Raw genomic sequence first — 14,319 nt, 5'->3', positions numbered from 1 at the left:
GTCCTGGTCGGTGGCCGGAACTGGGATCCTGCCATCCGCCCTGCCGAATCGGGTCTCGGGTATGTCAGAATCGGGTATCGGGTGACCCCCGATCAGAACTCAGACCGCCAGGTCGCGACAGGCCTGGGGCGCGCAGAACCGGAAGTCAAGACGCCGACTCCGGATTCGAGGCGCCAACTCCCCTCCGTGTCTGGTGTTCACTCCTGCGGGTGTGCGTGCATGTCTGCCGTTGTCGGTGCAGGACCCCCGGAACTTCCGAAATTCAGGGGTCGTCAACTGCCCCTACCGGCGAGTGACATGCGCGTTAAAAGGACAAGAAGGCATAGGTGCGATGCCTGAGTCCGACCTAGGCTCAAGATCCGGTACCGACCGGACGAGCCTCGGCAGACCGGAAGCACAGCGCAGAGACACCCAAAAACCCTCATACGAGGGCGTTGCCCGACGGCAGTGCCCCGACCCCGTTCCGGGTCCGCCTTCGGCGGTCCCGGGATTTTCGGTATCCCCGAGCGGGTCGGATGTCCGTCGGTCCCGCCCTCGCTGATCATGACGAAGAGGTCATCGTGGCAGCGGAGATCATCCACACCAGCACACAAGACACAGACGACCCGGTCGACGCCGTTTTCGCGCTCCACCGCGGCGGCAAGATGGAGATCCGGGCGACCGTGCCGGTGCGCGATGCGGACGACCTGTCCCTCGCCTACACCCCCGGTGTCGCCAAGGTCTGTACGGCCATCGCCGAGCAGCCCGAGCTGGTGAACGACTACACCTGGAAGTCCAACGTGGTCGCGGTCGTCACCGACGGCACCGCGGTGCTCGGACTCGGCGACATCGGCCCGGAGGCCTCGCTGCCCGTCATGGAGGGCAAGGCGATCCTGTTCAAGCAGTTCGGCGGCGTGGACGCGGTGCCGATCGCGCTGGCCTGCACCGGGGTGGACGAGATCGTCGAGACCGTGGTCCGGATGGCGCCCTCCTTCGGTGGCGTCAACCTGGAGGACATCTCCGCCCCGCGCTGCTTCGAGATCGAGCGCCGGCTCCAGGAGGCCCTGGACATCCCGATCTTCCACGACGACCAGCACGGCACCGCGATCGTCTCCACGGCCGCGCTGTGGAATGCCGCCAAGGTGACCGGCCGGGAGATCGGCGAGTTCCGCGCGGTCATCTCCGGCGCCGGTGCGGCCGGCATCGCGATCGCCAAGATGCTGGTCGCGGCCGGCATCGGCGACGTGGCCGTCTGCGACCGTCGCGGCGTGGTGTACGAGGGCCGGGGCGACCTGACCGACGTCAAGGCGGAGATCGCCGCCGTCACCAACAGGACCGGGCAGAAGGGCTCGCTGGCCGACGCTCTGGCCGGGGCGGACGTCTTCATCGGCGTCTCCGGCGGTACCGTCCCCGAGGACGTCGTCGCCACCATGGCGGAGGGCTGCTTCATCTTCGCGATGGCCAACCCCACCCCGGAGATCCACCCCGAGGTCGCGCACCGCTACGCCGCGGTCGTCGCCACCGGGCGCTCCGACTTCCCGAACCAGATCAACAACGTGCTGGCCTTCCCGGGGATCTTCGCCGGTGCCCTTCAGGTCCGGGCCACCCGGATCACCGAGGGCATGAAGCTGGCTGCCGCGAAGGCGCTGGCCGCGGTGGTCGCCGACGAGCTGACGCCGCAGAAGGTGATCCCCTCGCCGTTCGACGAGCGGGTCGCGCCGGCGGTCACCAAGGCGGTCGCGGAGGCTGCCCGCCGTGAGGGCGTTGCCCGGCTGTAGCGCTTCGAGGACCGTTCGGGCCACGGGTGTGACGGTGGGTTGGTTACCGCCGTCACACCCGTGTCCCGTTCCGGTCGGTGGGCGTTCACCGCTATCGTCCGGGGCATGTTCGCCGCCTACGCAGCCCGTATCGACGCCGATGATCCGCTCAGTGCACTGGAGTTGGGCGAGCTGCCCGAGCCGGAGGACAGGCCGGGGTGGAGTGTGGTGACGGTGAAGGCCGCCACGCTCAACCACCATGACCTGTGGTCGCTGCGCGGGGTGGGGCTGCCCGCCGAGCGGCTGCCGATGATCCTCGGTTGCGACGCGGCCGGGGTCGACGAGCACGGCAACGAGGTGGTCATCCACTCGGTGATCGGCCAGAGCGGGCACGGGGTCGGCCCGGACGAGCCGCGGTCGATCCTGACCGAGCGCTACCAGGGGACGTTCGCCGAGCGGGTCGCCGTCCCGACCTGGAACCTGCTGCCCAAGCCCGCCGAGCTCTCGTTCGCCGAGGCAGCCTGCCTGCCCACCGCGTGGCTGACGGCCTATCGGATGCTGTTCACCAAGGCGGCCGCCCGGCCCGGCCAGACCGTACTGATCCAGGGGGCCGGCGGTGGGGTGGCCACCGCGCTGATCGTCCTCGGCAAGGCGGCCGGTCTGCGGGTCTGGGTCACCGGCCGGGACGAGGCCAAGCGGGCCCGGGCTCTCGAACTCGGCGCCGACGCCGCCTTCGAGAGCGGCGCCAGGCTGCCCGAGCGGGTCGACGCGGTGATGGAGACGGTCGGCGCCGCCACCTGGTCCCACTCGGTCAAGGCACTGCGGCCCGGCGGCACCATCGTGATCTCCGGGGCCACCTCGGGCCCGAGCCCGAAGGCCGCCGAGCTGAACCGGATCTTCTTCCTCGAACTCAACGTCCAGGGCTCCACGATGGGGACCAAGGACGAACTGGCCGCGCTGTTGGCCCTCTGCGCCAACTCCGGCGTCCGCCCGGTGGTCGACACCGTGCTGCCGCTCACCGAGGCCAGGGACGCGTTCGCCCGGCTCGCCAAGGGGGACGTCTTCGGCAAGCTGGTCCTGACGCCCTGACACGTCGGAGGGGTCGGTACCCGGTTCGGGTACCGACCCCTCCGTCCGGCTAGCGGCTCAGCGCGCGGCGGAGCTGCTCGGCCGCCGCGGCCAGCACCTGCTGGGCGGAGCCGAGTTGAGCGGGCGTCACGCCGGTGTCCCGGGCGGTGTCGCGGACCTGGTCGCGGAGGCGGTCGAGCAGACGCTCCAGCTCGCGGGCCGGGTCGGCGTCGGGGTCGACGGCGGCCCAGGCCGGGAGGTCGGCCGGGGGCTGGTCCAGGTCGATCTTCTCGAGGTCGATGTCGATCCGGTCGAGGGTGATCTCCTCGGCCGGGGCGTCGGGCGCATGGCCCCACTTCGCGGCGTCGGCCAGGCCCGCCAGCGAGCGGGTGAGCTCGGAGATGCCCTCGGCGAGTCCGGCGGACCAGTCGCCGCCGGCCGCGGCGTCCTTGACCTGCTGCTCGATCCGGCGCTTGATCCGCAGGGCCTCCTGCTGGGCGGCCGTCCGGGAGGCCTTGGCCTCCGCCCGCAGCCGGCGGGCCTCGTCCTCGGCGGTCTTGGCCTTCTGCTTGGCCGCCCGCTCCTGCTCCTTGGCCCGCTTGGCCTGCTCCTTGGCCTGCGCCTTGAACTGGGTGAACTCGTCCTTGGCGCGCTGCCAGGACTCCTTGTCGCCCCACGGCCCGGCCCACGGGTCGCCGCCGCTGCCGCCCGCGGGGCGCGGCGCCTCCTTGGCGGCGCCCCAGAGCTCGGCCCGCAGGTCCTTGGCGCTGTCCCGGACGTCCTCCCGGATCGCGCCGGCGAGCTGCGCCAGCGACTCCCGGATCTCCACCTCCAGCTCGGCCAACTCGCTCTGTCGGGACGCGAGTTCCGTACGGCCGGCGTCGGTGAGCCGGTAGACCTTGCGCCCGCCCTCGGTGCTGTGTGCGACCAGGCCCTCCTGCTCCAGCTTGGCCAGCCGCGGGTACACGGTGCCGGCCGAGGGGGCGTACAGGCCCTGGAAGCGCTCCTCCAGCAGGCGGATCACCTCGTAGCCGTGCCGGGGGGACTCGTCCAGCAGCTTGAGCAGGTACAGGCGGAGTCGGCCGTGGCCGAAGACGGGGGTCATGTCAGCTCTCCTGGGTGGTGGTGTCGGTGGGGGCGGCCGGAAGCTCCTTGACCAGGTCGATCCGCTCGGCCTCGGCCTCCGGGCGGCGCTGCACGGTCACCGCACCGGAGACGGTGGAGACCTGGAGCCGGCCGGTGCCGGAGCCCAGCTGGCCGGAGAGCTTCCTGGTGCCCCAGCCGCCGCTGACCGTCAACTCCTCGAAGGTGCTGGAGAGCTCGCCGCCGGTGCTGCCCAGCTCGACCTTGGCGTCGGCCTGCGAGGGCAGCCGGACGGCGACCGGGCCGCTGACCGTGTTCACGTGCAGGTCGGTGGGCGTGGCGGTGTCCACATCGAGGGTGACCGAGCCGCTGACCGACTTGGCGACCAGCTTGTCGCCCGTACCGGCGACCACGGTGAGGTGGCCGGAGACCGTGTTGACCCGGAGCTCCCCGGCCACCGACTGGGCGTTCACGTCGCCGGACACGGTCTTCACCTCGGTGCGGCCGGTCAGGCCGACCAGGGTGGTCTCGCCGCTCGCGCCGTACACCGTGACCTGGCCGGTGACGCCGGAGACGGTGGTGTCGGCGGAGGCCGAGCCGATCTTGACCTCGGAGCCGGCCGGCACGGTCAGCGAGACCTCGGCCACCGCCTCGCGCTTGCGGCGCAGCCCGCTGAAGAAGCTCTTCACGGTCTCCAAGGACTTGATGGAGTCGGTGAGTTCGCTCCAGGCGAGGTCCGGGTAGGTCACGGTCAGGACGCCGTTCTCCAGGGTGACCTGGAGCGGGTCGCCCTTGAGCTCGCTGATCTCCAGCCGGGCCGGCCCCTCGGCGGTGACGACGTTGACCGCACCCGCGATCACCCGCACGTTCAGGGTGCCGACCGGCTCGTCGAAGGTGATGCTGTCAGGCTCGCTGACCGTCCACTTGCCCATGATCTGTCCCGCCTCCCGTTCGTCGGATCGCGATGTATCGCGTCCCCCTGAACAACACGATATATCGCGTGACGGCGAAGTCAAGGTGCCCTCGGGGGAACCTCAGGGTCGTCTCAGGGAAAGCCGAGGGCTGAGCTCAGTCCTCGTCCTCGTCGTCGAGCCGGGCCAGCCAGGTGGCCAGCCGCTCGACCGGGATCTCGAAGTCCGGGTTCAGGTCGACGAACTCGCGCAGGCGCTCGGCCAGCCACTCGAAGGTGACCTCCTCGTCGCCGCGCCGGCTCGCCAGCTCCTCGATGCCGCGGTCGGTGAAGTACACGGTGTGCTCCGGTCGGTTGGGGTGTGACCGGCCCAGGATAGTCGGGGCGGCGGTCAGCCCTGGTAGCGGTAGTAGCTCAGCGAGCAGGTCGCCCGGCCGTCGCTGTCGCCCAGCTTCACCACCCGCAGCACCGCCACCGAACCGGTGCCCCGGGACCGTACGCAGAACGACCGCCCGGGCGGCACCTGGTCGAACTTGACCGAGCCGGAGGCGGGTTCGCTCTCCACCCCGAGGGCGCAGGCAAGCGGGCTCAGCCGGCCCCCGTCCTTGCCCACGAAGACGTCCGAGTCGCCGCGCACCCGGAACTCGGGGCCCAGGGTGGTGACGTTCCAGGACGACTCGCCGCTCGGCACCACCTTGCCGTCGTCCAGATCGAAGTCGTACTCGGCGGCGGCCGGGATGGTCAGCTCCCGGTCGAGGTAGACCGCGGCGTACGGGCCGTCGTCCTCCGACTCCGGCCAGAGTGCCACGCCGGCGGTGACGACGGCGGCCAGTGCCAGCCCGCCTGCCAGCAGCGGGCGGCTCCACCGCCGGGCAGCCGGCGGGGTGGCCGGCGGCGACGGTGGCGGCCCGTACCCGGGCGGCGGTGGTGCGACGGGCCGGGGCGGGGCGGCGGCGGGCGCCGTGGCCGGAGCGGTCGGCGTTGGGGCGGGTGCGGCCGGCGGGGCCTGCGGCCGGGGTGGGGTGGTCGGCGGCGGGGGCTTCAGCAGCGCGGACCGGCGGGCGATCTCCAGCGTCACCGGATCCGGCAGCCAGTGCTCGGTGAACCTCAACTCGCCGCCCACCAGCGGGTGTTCGCGAGCGGCCCGGATCAGCTCGGCCGGGAGCGGCCGGTTCTCCGGCCGCTTGGCCAGGCAGGCGGCCAGCAACGGCCGCAGGCTCTCCGGCAGTTGGCCGAGCTCGGGCTCCTCGTGCACCACCCGGTAGAGCACCGCGGTGTCAGGCCCCTCGCCGAACGGCAGTGCGCCGCTCAGCACGTACGCCGCCAGTGCGCCCAGCGCGAAGACGTCGGTGGCGGGGGTCACCGGCAGGCCGCGGACCTGTTCCGGGGCCATGAACGGCGGCGAGCCGATCATCGACCCGGAGTCGGTCAGCACGGTGGAGTCGGCGGCCCTGGCGATCCCGAAGTCGATCACCCGGGGCCCGTCCGAGGCCATCAGCACATTGGCCGGCTTGAGGTCCCGGTGCACCACCTCGACGCCGTGGATCGCCTGCAGCGCCTCGGCGATCCCGCCGATCAGCAGCAGCACGGTGCGCAGCGGCAGCGGTCCGTGCTCCCGCACCACCTGCTGGAGCGAGGGCCCCGGCACGTACGCGGTGGCCAGCCAGGGGGTCGGGTCGTCCGGCCCGGCGTCGATCACCAGCGCGGTGTACAGGCCGTGGATCCGCCGGGCGTTGGCCACCTCGTGCCGGAACCGGCGGCGGAACTCCGGGTCGGCGGCGAACTTCCGCCGGACCACCTTCACCGCCACCGGCCGCCCGCCCGGCGTGTACGACAGGTAGACCCGCCCCATCCCGCCGGCGCCGAGCCGGGCCGCCAGCCGGTACCCGCCGACCTCGCGCGGGTCGTCCGCGGAGAGCGGCTGGAACACCGAATCCGTGGTCATGCGAAGGCTCCCCCGAAGAATCGCTCAGCAGTGTCACGAACATACGGCAGCGGCAGGCGACTTAGGGCCTCTCTTCCGGATCACGCCGGGCGGTCGCCGCCGGGGCACGCACCTCGACGGCTTCTCGTCGGTCGCCGATGCTCCGCATGGACTCCCTCCTCGGCGCCGCCGAGGCACGCACTCCAACGGCGCCCACTATCCGACGTGACCCGGAAGAGAGGCCCCGGAAACGACCATGGGCCCCGCCCGCCGCCGAAGCGGAGAACGGGGCCCATGGCCACCGACGGAGCGTCAGATGGTGAAGATCTCGTCCAGCAGGCCCTGCTGCTCGGCAGCGTGCCGCTTGGCCGAACCGACCGCCGGGGCGGACGAGGCGTTCCGGGCGACCCGACGCAGTCGGGCGGCGTTGGCGCTGCGGCCCACGACGACCTGGAGGTGGTCCACCAGGTTCATCGCGATGAACGGCCAGGCACCCTGGTTGGCCGGCTCCTCCTGCGCCCAGACGAACTGGACGTCCTCGCCGTACTTGGCCAGCTCCTCCTGGAGCTCGGCCACCGGCAGCGGGTAGAGCCGCTCGACCCGGACGATCGCGGTGTCGGTGACCCCGCGCTCGGTACGGGCCGCCTCGACGTCGTAGTAGAACTTGCCCGCGGTGATGACCACCTTGCGGACGTTCGCCGGGTCGACGGTGGTGTCACCGATGACCGGGCGGAACGAGCCGGAGGTGAACTCCGCCGCCGCACTCGCCGCCGCCTTCAGACGCAGCATCGACTTCGGGGTGAAGACGATCAGCGGCTTGTGGTGCGGGTTGTGCGCCTGCCAGCGCAGCAGGTGGAAGTAGTTCGACGGCAGGGTCGGCATCGCGACCGTCATGTTGTCCTGCGCGCACATCTGCAGGAAACGCTCCGGACGCGCGGACGAGTGGTCCGGGCCCTGGCCCTCGTAGCCGTGCGGCAGCAGCAGGGTGACGCCGGAGTGCTGGCCCCACTTCTGCTCGGCGGAGGCGATGTACTCGTCCACCATGGTCTGCGCGCCGTTGACGAAGTCGCCGAACTGCGCCTCCCACATGACCAGCGCGTTCGGGCGGGTCAGCGAGTAGCCATACTCGAAGCCCATCGCCGCGTACTCGCTGAGCAGCGAGTCGTAGACGGTGTAACGGGCCTGGTCCTCGGTCAGGTACAGCAGCGGGGTGTAGTCCTCGCCGGTGACCCGGTCGATCAGCACCGCGTGGCGCTGGCCGAAGGTGCCACGACGGCTGTCCTGGCCGGCCAGGCGGACGGGGTGACCCTCCATCAGCAGCGAGCCGATGGCGAGCGTCTCGCCCATCGCCCAGTCGATGGTGTTGTCCTCGACCGAGGCAGTGCGGCGCTGCAGCTGCGGCAGCAGGCGCGGGTGCACCGTCAGCCACTCCGGCAGGTTGCTCTGCGAGGCGGCGATCCGCTTGACCATCTCGGCGGAGATGCCGGTCTGGATGTTGACCGGGAAGTCCGCCTGCGGCTTGCCGCCCGAGGTCGGGGCCTGCGCCGAGGCGGCGTCCCTGACCTCGGAGAACACCTTCTCCAGCTGACCCTGGAAGTCCTGGAGCGCCTGCTCCGCCTCTTCCATGGTGATGTCGCCGCGACCGATCAGACCCTCGGTGTAGAGCTTGCGCACCGAGCGCTTCTTGTCGATCAGGTCGTACATCAGCGGCTGGGTGAACGACGGGTTGTCGGCCTCGTTGTGACCGCGACGGCGGTAGCAGATGAGGTCGATCACGACGTCCTTGTGGAACTCCTGACGGAACTCGAAGGCCAGCCGCGCGACGCGGACCACGGCCTCCGGGTCGTCGCCGTTCACGTGGAAGATCGGCGCCTCGATCATCCGCGCCACGTCGGTGCAGTACATCGACGAGCGGCTGCTGGCCGGGGCGGCGGTGAAGCCGACCTGGTTGTTGACCACCAGGTGGATGGTGCCACCGGTGCGGTAGCCGCGCAGCTGCGACATGTTCAGGGTCTCCGCGACGACGCCCTGGCCGGCGAAGGCCGCGTCACCGTGGATCTGGATCGGCAGCACCGGGAAGGTGGTGCCGCCCTGGTCCAGCACGTCCTGCTTGGCGCGGACGATGCCCTCGACCACCGGGTCGACGGCCTCCAGGTGCGAGGGGTTGGCGGCCAGCGAGACCTTGATGGTCTCCCCGTCCAGACCGGTGAAGGTCCCCTCGGAGCCCAGGTGGTACTTCACGTCGCCGGAGCCGTGCATCGACTTCGGGTCGAGGTTGCCCTCGAACTCGCCGAAGATCTTGCCGTACGGCTTGCCGACGATGTTCGCCAGCACGTTCAGCCGGCCGCGGTGGGCCATGCCGATCACGGCCTCGTCGAGACGGTGCTCGGCCGCCGCGTCGATGGTCGCGTCCAGCAGCGGGATGAGCGACTCGCCGCCCTCCAGCGAGAAGCGCTTCTGGCCGACGTACTTGGTCTGCAGGAAGGTCTCGAAGGCCTCGGCCGAGTTCAGCCGGCGCAGGATGCGCAGCTGCTCCTCGCGCTCCGGCTTCGCGTACGGCTTCTCCAGGCGCTCCTGGATCCACTTGCGCTGCTTCGGGTCCTGGATGTGCATGTACTCGATGCCGACGGTGCGGCAGTACGAGTTGCGCAGCAGGCCGAGGATGTCGCGGAGCTTCATCATCTTCTGGCCGCCGAAGCCGCCGACCGCGAACTCGCGCTCCAGGTCCCACAGCGTCAGCCCGTGCTGGACCACGTCCAGGTCGGGGTGCTTGCGCTGCTTGTACTCCAGCGGGTCGGTGTCGGCCATCAGGTGACCGCGGACCCGGTAGGAGTGGATCAGCTCCATGACGCGCGCGGTCTTGTTGACCTCGTCGTCGTGGGTGGTGGCGACGTCGGTGGCCCAGCGGACCGGCTCGTACGGGATCCGGAGCGACTCGAAGACGTCGTCGTAGAAGTTGTGCTCACCGAGCAGCAGCTGGTGGATGGTGCGCAGGAACTCGCCCGAGGCCGCGCCCTGGATGACCCGGTGGTCATAGGTCGAGGTCAGGGTCATGATCTTGGAGATGCCCAGCTTGGCCAGGGTGTCCGGGGACGAGCCCTGGAACTCGGCCGGGTACTCCATCGCGCCGACGCCGACGATGGTGCCCTGGTTCTGCATCAGGCGCGGCACGGAGTGCACGGTGCCGATGCCGCCCGGGTTGGTCAGCGAGACGGTGACGCCGGTGAAGTCGTCCATCGTCAGCTTGTTGGCACGGGCCCGGCGGACGATGTCCTCGTAGGCCATCCAGAAGCCGAGGAAGTCGAGCGTCTCGGCCTTCTTGATGGCCGCGACGACCAGCTGGCGGTCGCCGTTCGGCTTCACCAGGTCGATGGCCAGGCCGAGGTTCACGTGCGCGGGCTTGACCAGGTAGGACTTGCCGTCCTCCACCTTGTAGCTGTAGTTCATGCCCGGGCTGGCCTTGATGGCCTGGACCAGGGCGTAACCGATCAGGTGGGTGAAGGAGACCTTGCCGCCACGGGCGCGCTGCAGGTGGTTGTTGATGACGATGCGGTTGTCGATCAACAGCTTGGCCGGCACGGCACGCACCGACGTCGCCGTCGGGACCTCCAGGGAGGCGTCCATGTTGGTGGCCACGGCCTTGGAGGGGCCGCGCAGCGGGATCAGCTCAGGGCCCGACCCTGCGGCCGGCGCGGCAGCGGCCGGGGCCGCCTTCGGCGCGGGCGGCGCGGCCGGAGCTGCGGCCAGTGGCGCGGGCGCCGGCGCGGCGACCGGCGCGGCCACGGGGGCAGCAGCCGGTGCAGCGGGGGCGGGCGCCGCCTGAACAGCAGCAGGGGCAGGGGCGGCAACGGCGGTCGGCGTGGGGCCGACCTGGGTCGCGGCCTGGGTCACTGGAGTCACCTCGGTACCGGGCTTGTAGTCGGCGAAAAAGTCCCACCAGGCTCGGTCAACCGAGTTCGGGTCCTGGAGGTACTGCTGGTAGATCTCGTCGACGAGCCACTCGTTGGGGCCGAAGCCAGTGGAGCTTGCCGAGCTGACGGGGGTTTCAGGGTGTGGCGACACGGGGCAAACCGCCCTCTTCCGCTTCCTTTTTGGATGGTGGACAGCGGGGATTAAGGCTACGCCTACGATCACTGATCGCGCAGTCCCCCTGGGCCAGGCGTCGCCCAGATCACATGCAGACCCGTAATTTGGCCGAAACTGTGCGTTAGAAAGTTCCAACGGCGGGGAAGCGATCGCCTCCCAGAACGGTGAAAATCCCCTCAAGTAAGGACATTACCGCAGGTCAGTGCAGGCGCGCCGGATCTGCTGGAGTCCCCGCCGCGGGAATGTCCCAGTTCGGTGACAACTCCTGCTCGGACGGTACCCCGCCGGGCAGCGCGACCACGATCCGGCAGCCCCTGGCGGTCTCGGCCACCCCGATCCGGCCGCCGTGCAGATCGACCGCCCAGCGGGCGATGGCCAGGCCGAGACCGGTGCCGCCGTCGCTGCCCGGGCCCAGCGCGGTGGCGGTGCCGCTGCGGCCGAACCGCTCGAAGACCCGCCCGCGGTCCTGCTCGGGGATGCCGGGGCCCTCGTCCTCCACCTCCAGCAGCAGGGCGCCCGGCCCCTCGCCGGCCGTCGCCCGGACGGTCACCGTGCCACCGGTGGGGGAGTGCTTGCAGGCGTTGTCGACCAGGTTGGCCACCACCTGGTGCAGCCGCTCCGGGTCGGCCACGGCGGCCAGTGCGGGCGGGCGGACCTCCAGGGCCAGTCGTACGTCCTCCCGGCGCCCGTACGCGCCGCCGGCCGTCGCGCCGTCCACGGTGAGACCGCGCAGCACGCCGTCCAGGAACGGCCTGACCTCGAAGAGGCGGGCGTCCAGCGGCACCACGCCGTCGTCCAGCTTGGACAGGTCGAGCAGGTGGCTGACCAGGCGGCCGAGCCGCTCGGTCTGCTCCAGCGCGGCGCCGAGGGTTCTCGGGTCGGGCTGGACCACGCCGTCCACGACGTTCTCCAGGACGGCGCGCAGGGCGGCGATCGGCGTCCGCAGTTCGTGCGAGACGTTGGCGATCAGCTCTCTGCGGTGGCGGTCGGCGGCCTCCAGGTCGCCGGCCATCTTGTTGAAGGTGGCGGCCAGCTCGCCGATCTCGTCGCGGGAGTTGACGTCGACCCGGCTGCTGTAGTCGCCCTCGGCCATCGCCCTGGCCGCGGCGGTCATGTCGCGCAGTGGCGCGGTCAGGCCGTGGGCGAGGAACTGCATGAAGAGCAGGGAGGCGATCATCGAGAAGATCATGATGATCCGGATCTGGGTCTCGGACCGGATCGCGACCACCACCATCAGGCTGGCCAGGAAGACCGAGACGATCACCAGCAGGGTCAGCTTGCCCTTGATCGACCGGACCGGGTCCAGCGGTCTGATGTCGGCCCAGAGCCGACTGCCGGCCCGGCTCAGAAGGCCGCGGCGGGCCGGATCGCCGGTACCGCGCGGTGCGCCGTTGCGTTGCTGTGGAAAGGTCATGTCGCCTCTGCGTCGTCCCCCCGCGAGACTCGCCGGCCGAGCTGACGAAGCGTGGGCCCCCCGGAGGCCCGGCTTCGTACTCGACTAGGAGAGCGGTGCTTCCAGGGCGTACCCGACGCCGTGGACGGTGCGGATCCAGCTGGCGCCGATCTTCCGGCGCAGCGCCTTCACGTGGCTGTCCACCGTGCGGGTGCCGGACGCGTCGGTCCAGTCCCAGACCTCGGCGAGCAGCTGCTCGCGGGTGAGCACCGCACGCGGCTGGGCGGCCAGGCAGGCCAGCAGGTCGAACTCGGTCGGCGTCAGGTGGACGTCACCACTGCCGATCCGGACCCGGCGCTGGACGTGGTCGATCTCCAGCTCGCCGAACCGCAGGCTGCCCAGAGCCGGCGTACGGGCGGCCTGTTGGGCCCGCTCGACCCGGCGCAGCAGCACGTTCACTCTCGCCGCGAGCTCGCGCATCGAGAACGGCTTGGTCATGTAGTCGTCGGCACCGACCCCGAGGCCGACCAGCAGGTCGGTCTCGTCGTCCCGGGCCGTCAGCATCAGTACCGGCACCGGGCGCTGGGCCTGGATCCGACGGCAGACCTCCAGGCCGTCGAAGCCGGGCAGCATCACGTCCAGCACCACCAGGTCGGGCTGCCAGGTGTGGAAGCCGTCGACCGCGCCGGGGCCGTCGTGCGCCACCGCCACCTTGAATCCCTCGGCACCGAGCCGGGCCGCGATGGACTCCGCGATGGTGGGTTCGTCCTCGACGACGAGCACTCGTCGCTGAGTGCTCACCGCAGTGCTGCTGTTGATGGTCTCTTGCTGAATGTCAGTCACGGTCACGCCACCGCCCCCAGGGCTGCGGCCCGGCTGCCTGTGGGGACAGCGGGGTCCGCTCGTAGTCGTCTTGTTTCCGTCGTGACGGACCTGTGTCAGGCCCGTCGAGGTCACCCGGACCGTCCGCCGAGGTCTCGGGTTCCGAAGGGGCACACGGGTGTGGTCCGTGTACCGCTCGGCTCTGTTCGCAGCGTACGGACACCGCGAGCAACCCGGCAGGTGAACCGGTCACAACCGGCCGGTGGGCCGGTGCCGACCCTGCCGGGGTGAGGCACGGGGCGATACCTTACCCGGCGAAAATATCGCCCGTAACGGTGCGTATGCCGTCGAAGGGATGGCAGACTCCTCAGCACAACGGCTACTTGTCCGTAAACAAAGGGATGGTCCGGACCAACGGGTGTGCTGGTTCGAACCAAGTTCACAGAGGATTCACAGCGGGCTCCCAGGACTGCGAAGTACCGTGAGCACGACAAGTCACATGGTGGCATGGATCAGGTGGTGGGTGGAATGGCAGATCTCCGTTCGCGGTTGCGGAGATTCGTGCCCACGCCCCGCCGCAACCCCCTCGCACTCGGCTACCTCGCCGTGCTGCTGGCCACCACGCTGTTCGCGCGCTTCGGGGATGCCGACTTGGTCGACCGCCTGCAGGCGTTCTCCAGCTCGGACGGTCACAACCTGCTGGACCATCCCGTCCAGGCGCTGGTGCTGAGCGGGCTCTGGGTGGCCGGGCCGATCTGGATGCCGTACTTCTGGGCCTTCGCCCTCACCGTCGCGCCGTTGGAGCGCCGGATCGGCGCCCGGCGCACGATCGGCGTACTGGCCGCCGGGCACGTGCTGGCCACCCTGCTCTCGCAGGCGGCGGTCGGCCTCGAGGTCTCCACCGGCCGGCTCGCCCCCGAGGCGCTGGACAGCGTCGACATCGGTGTCAGCTACGGAGTGCTGGCCAGTTTGGGCGCGCTGGCGGCGGTGCTCCCCGGGCGTGGGCGCCCGGTGTTGCTGGCCGGTGCGGTCGCGATGACGGGCTATCAGTTCCTCTCCGAGTCCGAGCTCGTCAGCCGGGTCGGCCACCCGTCCGCGCTGCTGGTCGGGGTGGCCGTCGGCCACTGGCTGCGCGGGGGCTCCGGCGGGGGTCTGCCGGTGCGGCGCCTGGCCGAGCGGCTGGTCCCGTCGCGGGTCTGATCGCAGGTCAGGGCCCTGGCTGGGGTGGCCTCGGCGGCGATCGCTCAGAGCGAACAGGGCCCGGGGAACAATCGGCCTCCGCCAATCCTTAGTCAGG

Annotated in this window: 10 protein-coding genes; 3 read left to right on the top strand and 7 right to left on the bottom strand. The window is 70.7% G+C overall.

The features are described 5' to 3' along the window. Positions 1 to 560 precede the first annotated feature (560 nt). Positions 561 to 1,757 (top strand): NADP-dependent malic enzyme, encoded by a 1,197-nt coding sequence (locus ASC99_RS00625; RefSeq protein ID WP_057227941.1) that lies wholly within the window; start codon positions 561 to 563, stop codon positions 1,755 to 1,757. 105 nt (positions 1,758 to 1,862) lie between these two features. Further along, a complete protein-coding gene (locus ASC99_RS00620) occupies positions 1,863 to 2,825 on the top strand; it encodes a zinc-binding dehydrogenase (protein WP_057226974.1) in 963 nt (320 codons plus the stop codon). Positions 2,826 to 2,874: 49 nt separating this feature from the next. On the opposite strand, the gene ASC99_RS00615 is transcribed toward ASC99_RS00620, so the two are convergent. The 7 genes from ASC99_RS00615 to ASC99_RS00585 all read right to left on the bottom strand — a co-directional run bounded on the left by ASC99_RS00615 (position 2,875) and on the right by ASC99_RS00585 (position 13,043). Further along, positions 2,875 to 3,909 (bottom strand): PadR family transcriptional regulator, encoded by a 1,035-nt coding sequence (locus ASC99_RS00615; protein ID WP_057226971.1) that lies wholly within the window; start codon positions 3,907 to 3,909, stop codon positions 2,875 to 2,877. A 1-nt stretch (position 3,910) separates the two neighbouring features. Further along, positions 3,911 to 4,819, bottom strand: coding sequence for a DUF4097 family beta strand repeat-containing protein (locus ASC99_RS00610; RefSeq protein ID WP_057226969.1), 909 nt, complete (start codon positions 4,817 to 4,819; stop codon positions 3,911 to 3,913). 136 nt (positions 4,820 to 4,955) lie between these two features. After that, positions 4,956 to 5,135, bottom strand: coding sequence for a DUF6104 family protein (locus ASC99_RS00605; RefSeq protein WP_057226968.1), 180 nt, complete (start codon positions 5,133 to 5,135; stop codon positions 4,956 to 4,958). Positions 5,136 to 5,188: 53 nt separating this feature from the next. After that, on the bottom strand, positions 5,189 to 6,742 hold the full coding sequence (locus tag ASC99_RS00600) for a serine/threonine-protein kinase (RefSeq protein WP_057226965.1): 1,554 nt from the start codon (positions 6,740 to 6,742) through the stop codon (positions 5,189 to 5,191). Positions 6,743 to 7,033: 291 nt separating this feature from the next. Further along, positions 7,034 to 10,783 (bottom strand): multifunctional oxoglutarate decarboxylase/oxoglutarate dehydrogenase thiamine pyrophosphate-binding subunit/dihydrolipoyllysine-residue succinyltransferase subunit, encoded by a 3,750-nt coding sequence (locus ASC99_RS00595; protein ID WP_057226964.1) that lies wholly within the window; start codon positions 10,781 to 10,783, stop codon positions 7,034 to 7,036. A 223-nt stretch (positions 10,784 to 11,006) separates the two neighbouring features. Further along, entirely contained in the window at positions 11,007 to 12,221 is a 1,215-nt protein-coding gene (locus ASC99_RS00590; protein WP_082597974.1) for a cell wall metabolism sensor histidine kinase WalK, read from the bottom strand. A gap of 84 nt (positions 12,222 to 12,305) precedes the next feature. After that, on the bottom strand, positions 12,306 to 13,043 hold the full coding sequence (locus tag ASC99_RS00585; RefSeq protein ID WP_057227938.1) for a response regulator transcription factor: 738 nt from the start codon (positions 13,041 to 13,043) through the stop codon (positions 12,306 to 12,308). A 540-nt stretch (positions 13,044 to 13,583) separates the two neighbouring features. Between ASC99_RS00585 and ASC99_RS00580 the strand changes: the two genes are divergently transcribed. After that, entirely contained in the window at positions 13,584 to 14,222 is a 639-nt protein-coding gene (locus tag ASC99_RS00580; RefSeq protein WP_057226962.1) for a rhomboid-like protein, read from the top strand. Positions 14,223 to 14,319: the final 97 nt, after the last annotated feature.

The sequence above is a fragment of the Kitasatospora sp. Root107 genome (assembly GCF_001424875.1).
Lineage (GTDB): Bacteria > Actinomycetota > Actinomycetes > Streptomycetales > Streptomycetaceae > Kitasatospora.
This window is presented reverse-complemented; position numbering and strand designations above follow the sequence as displayed.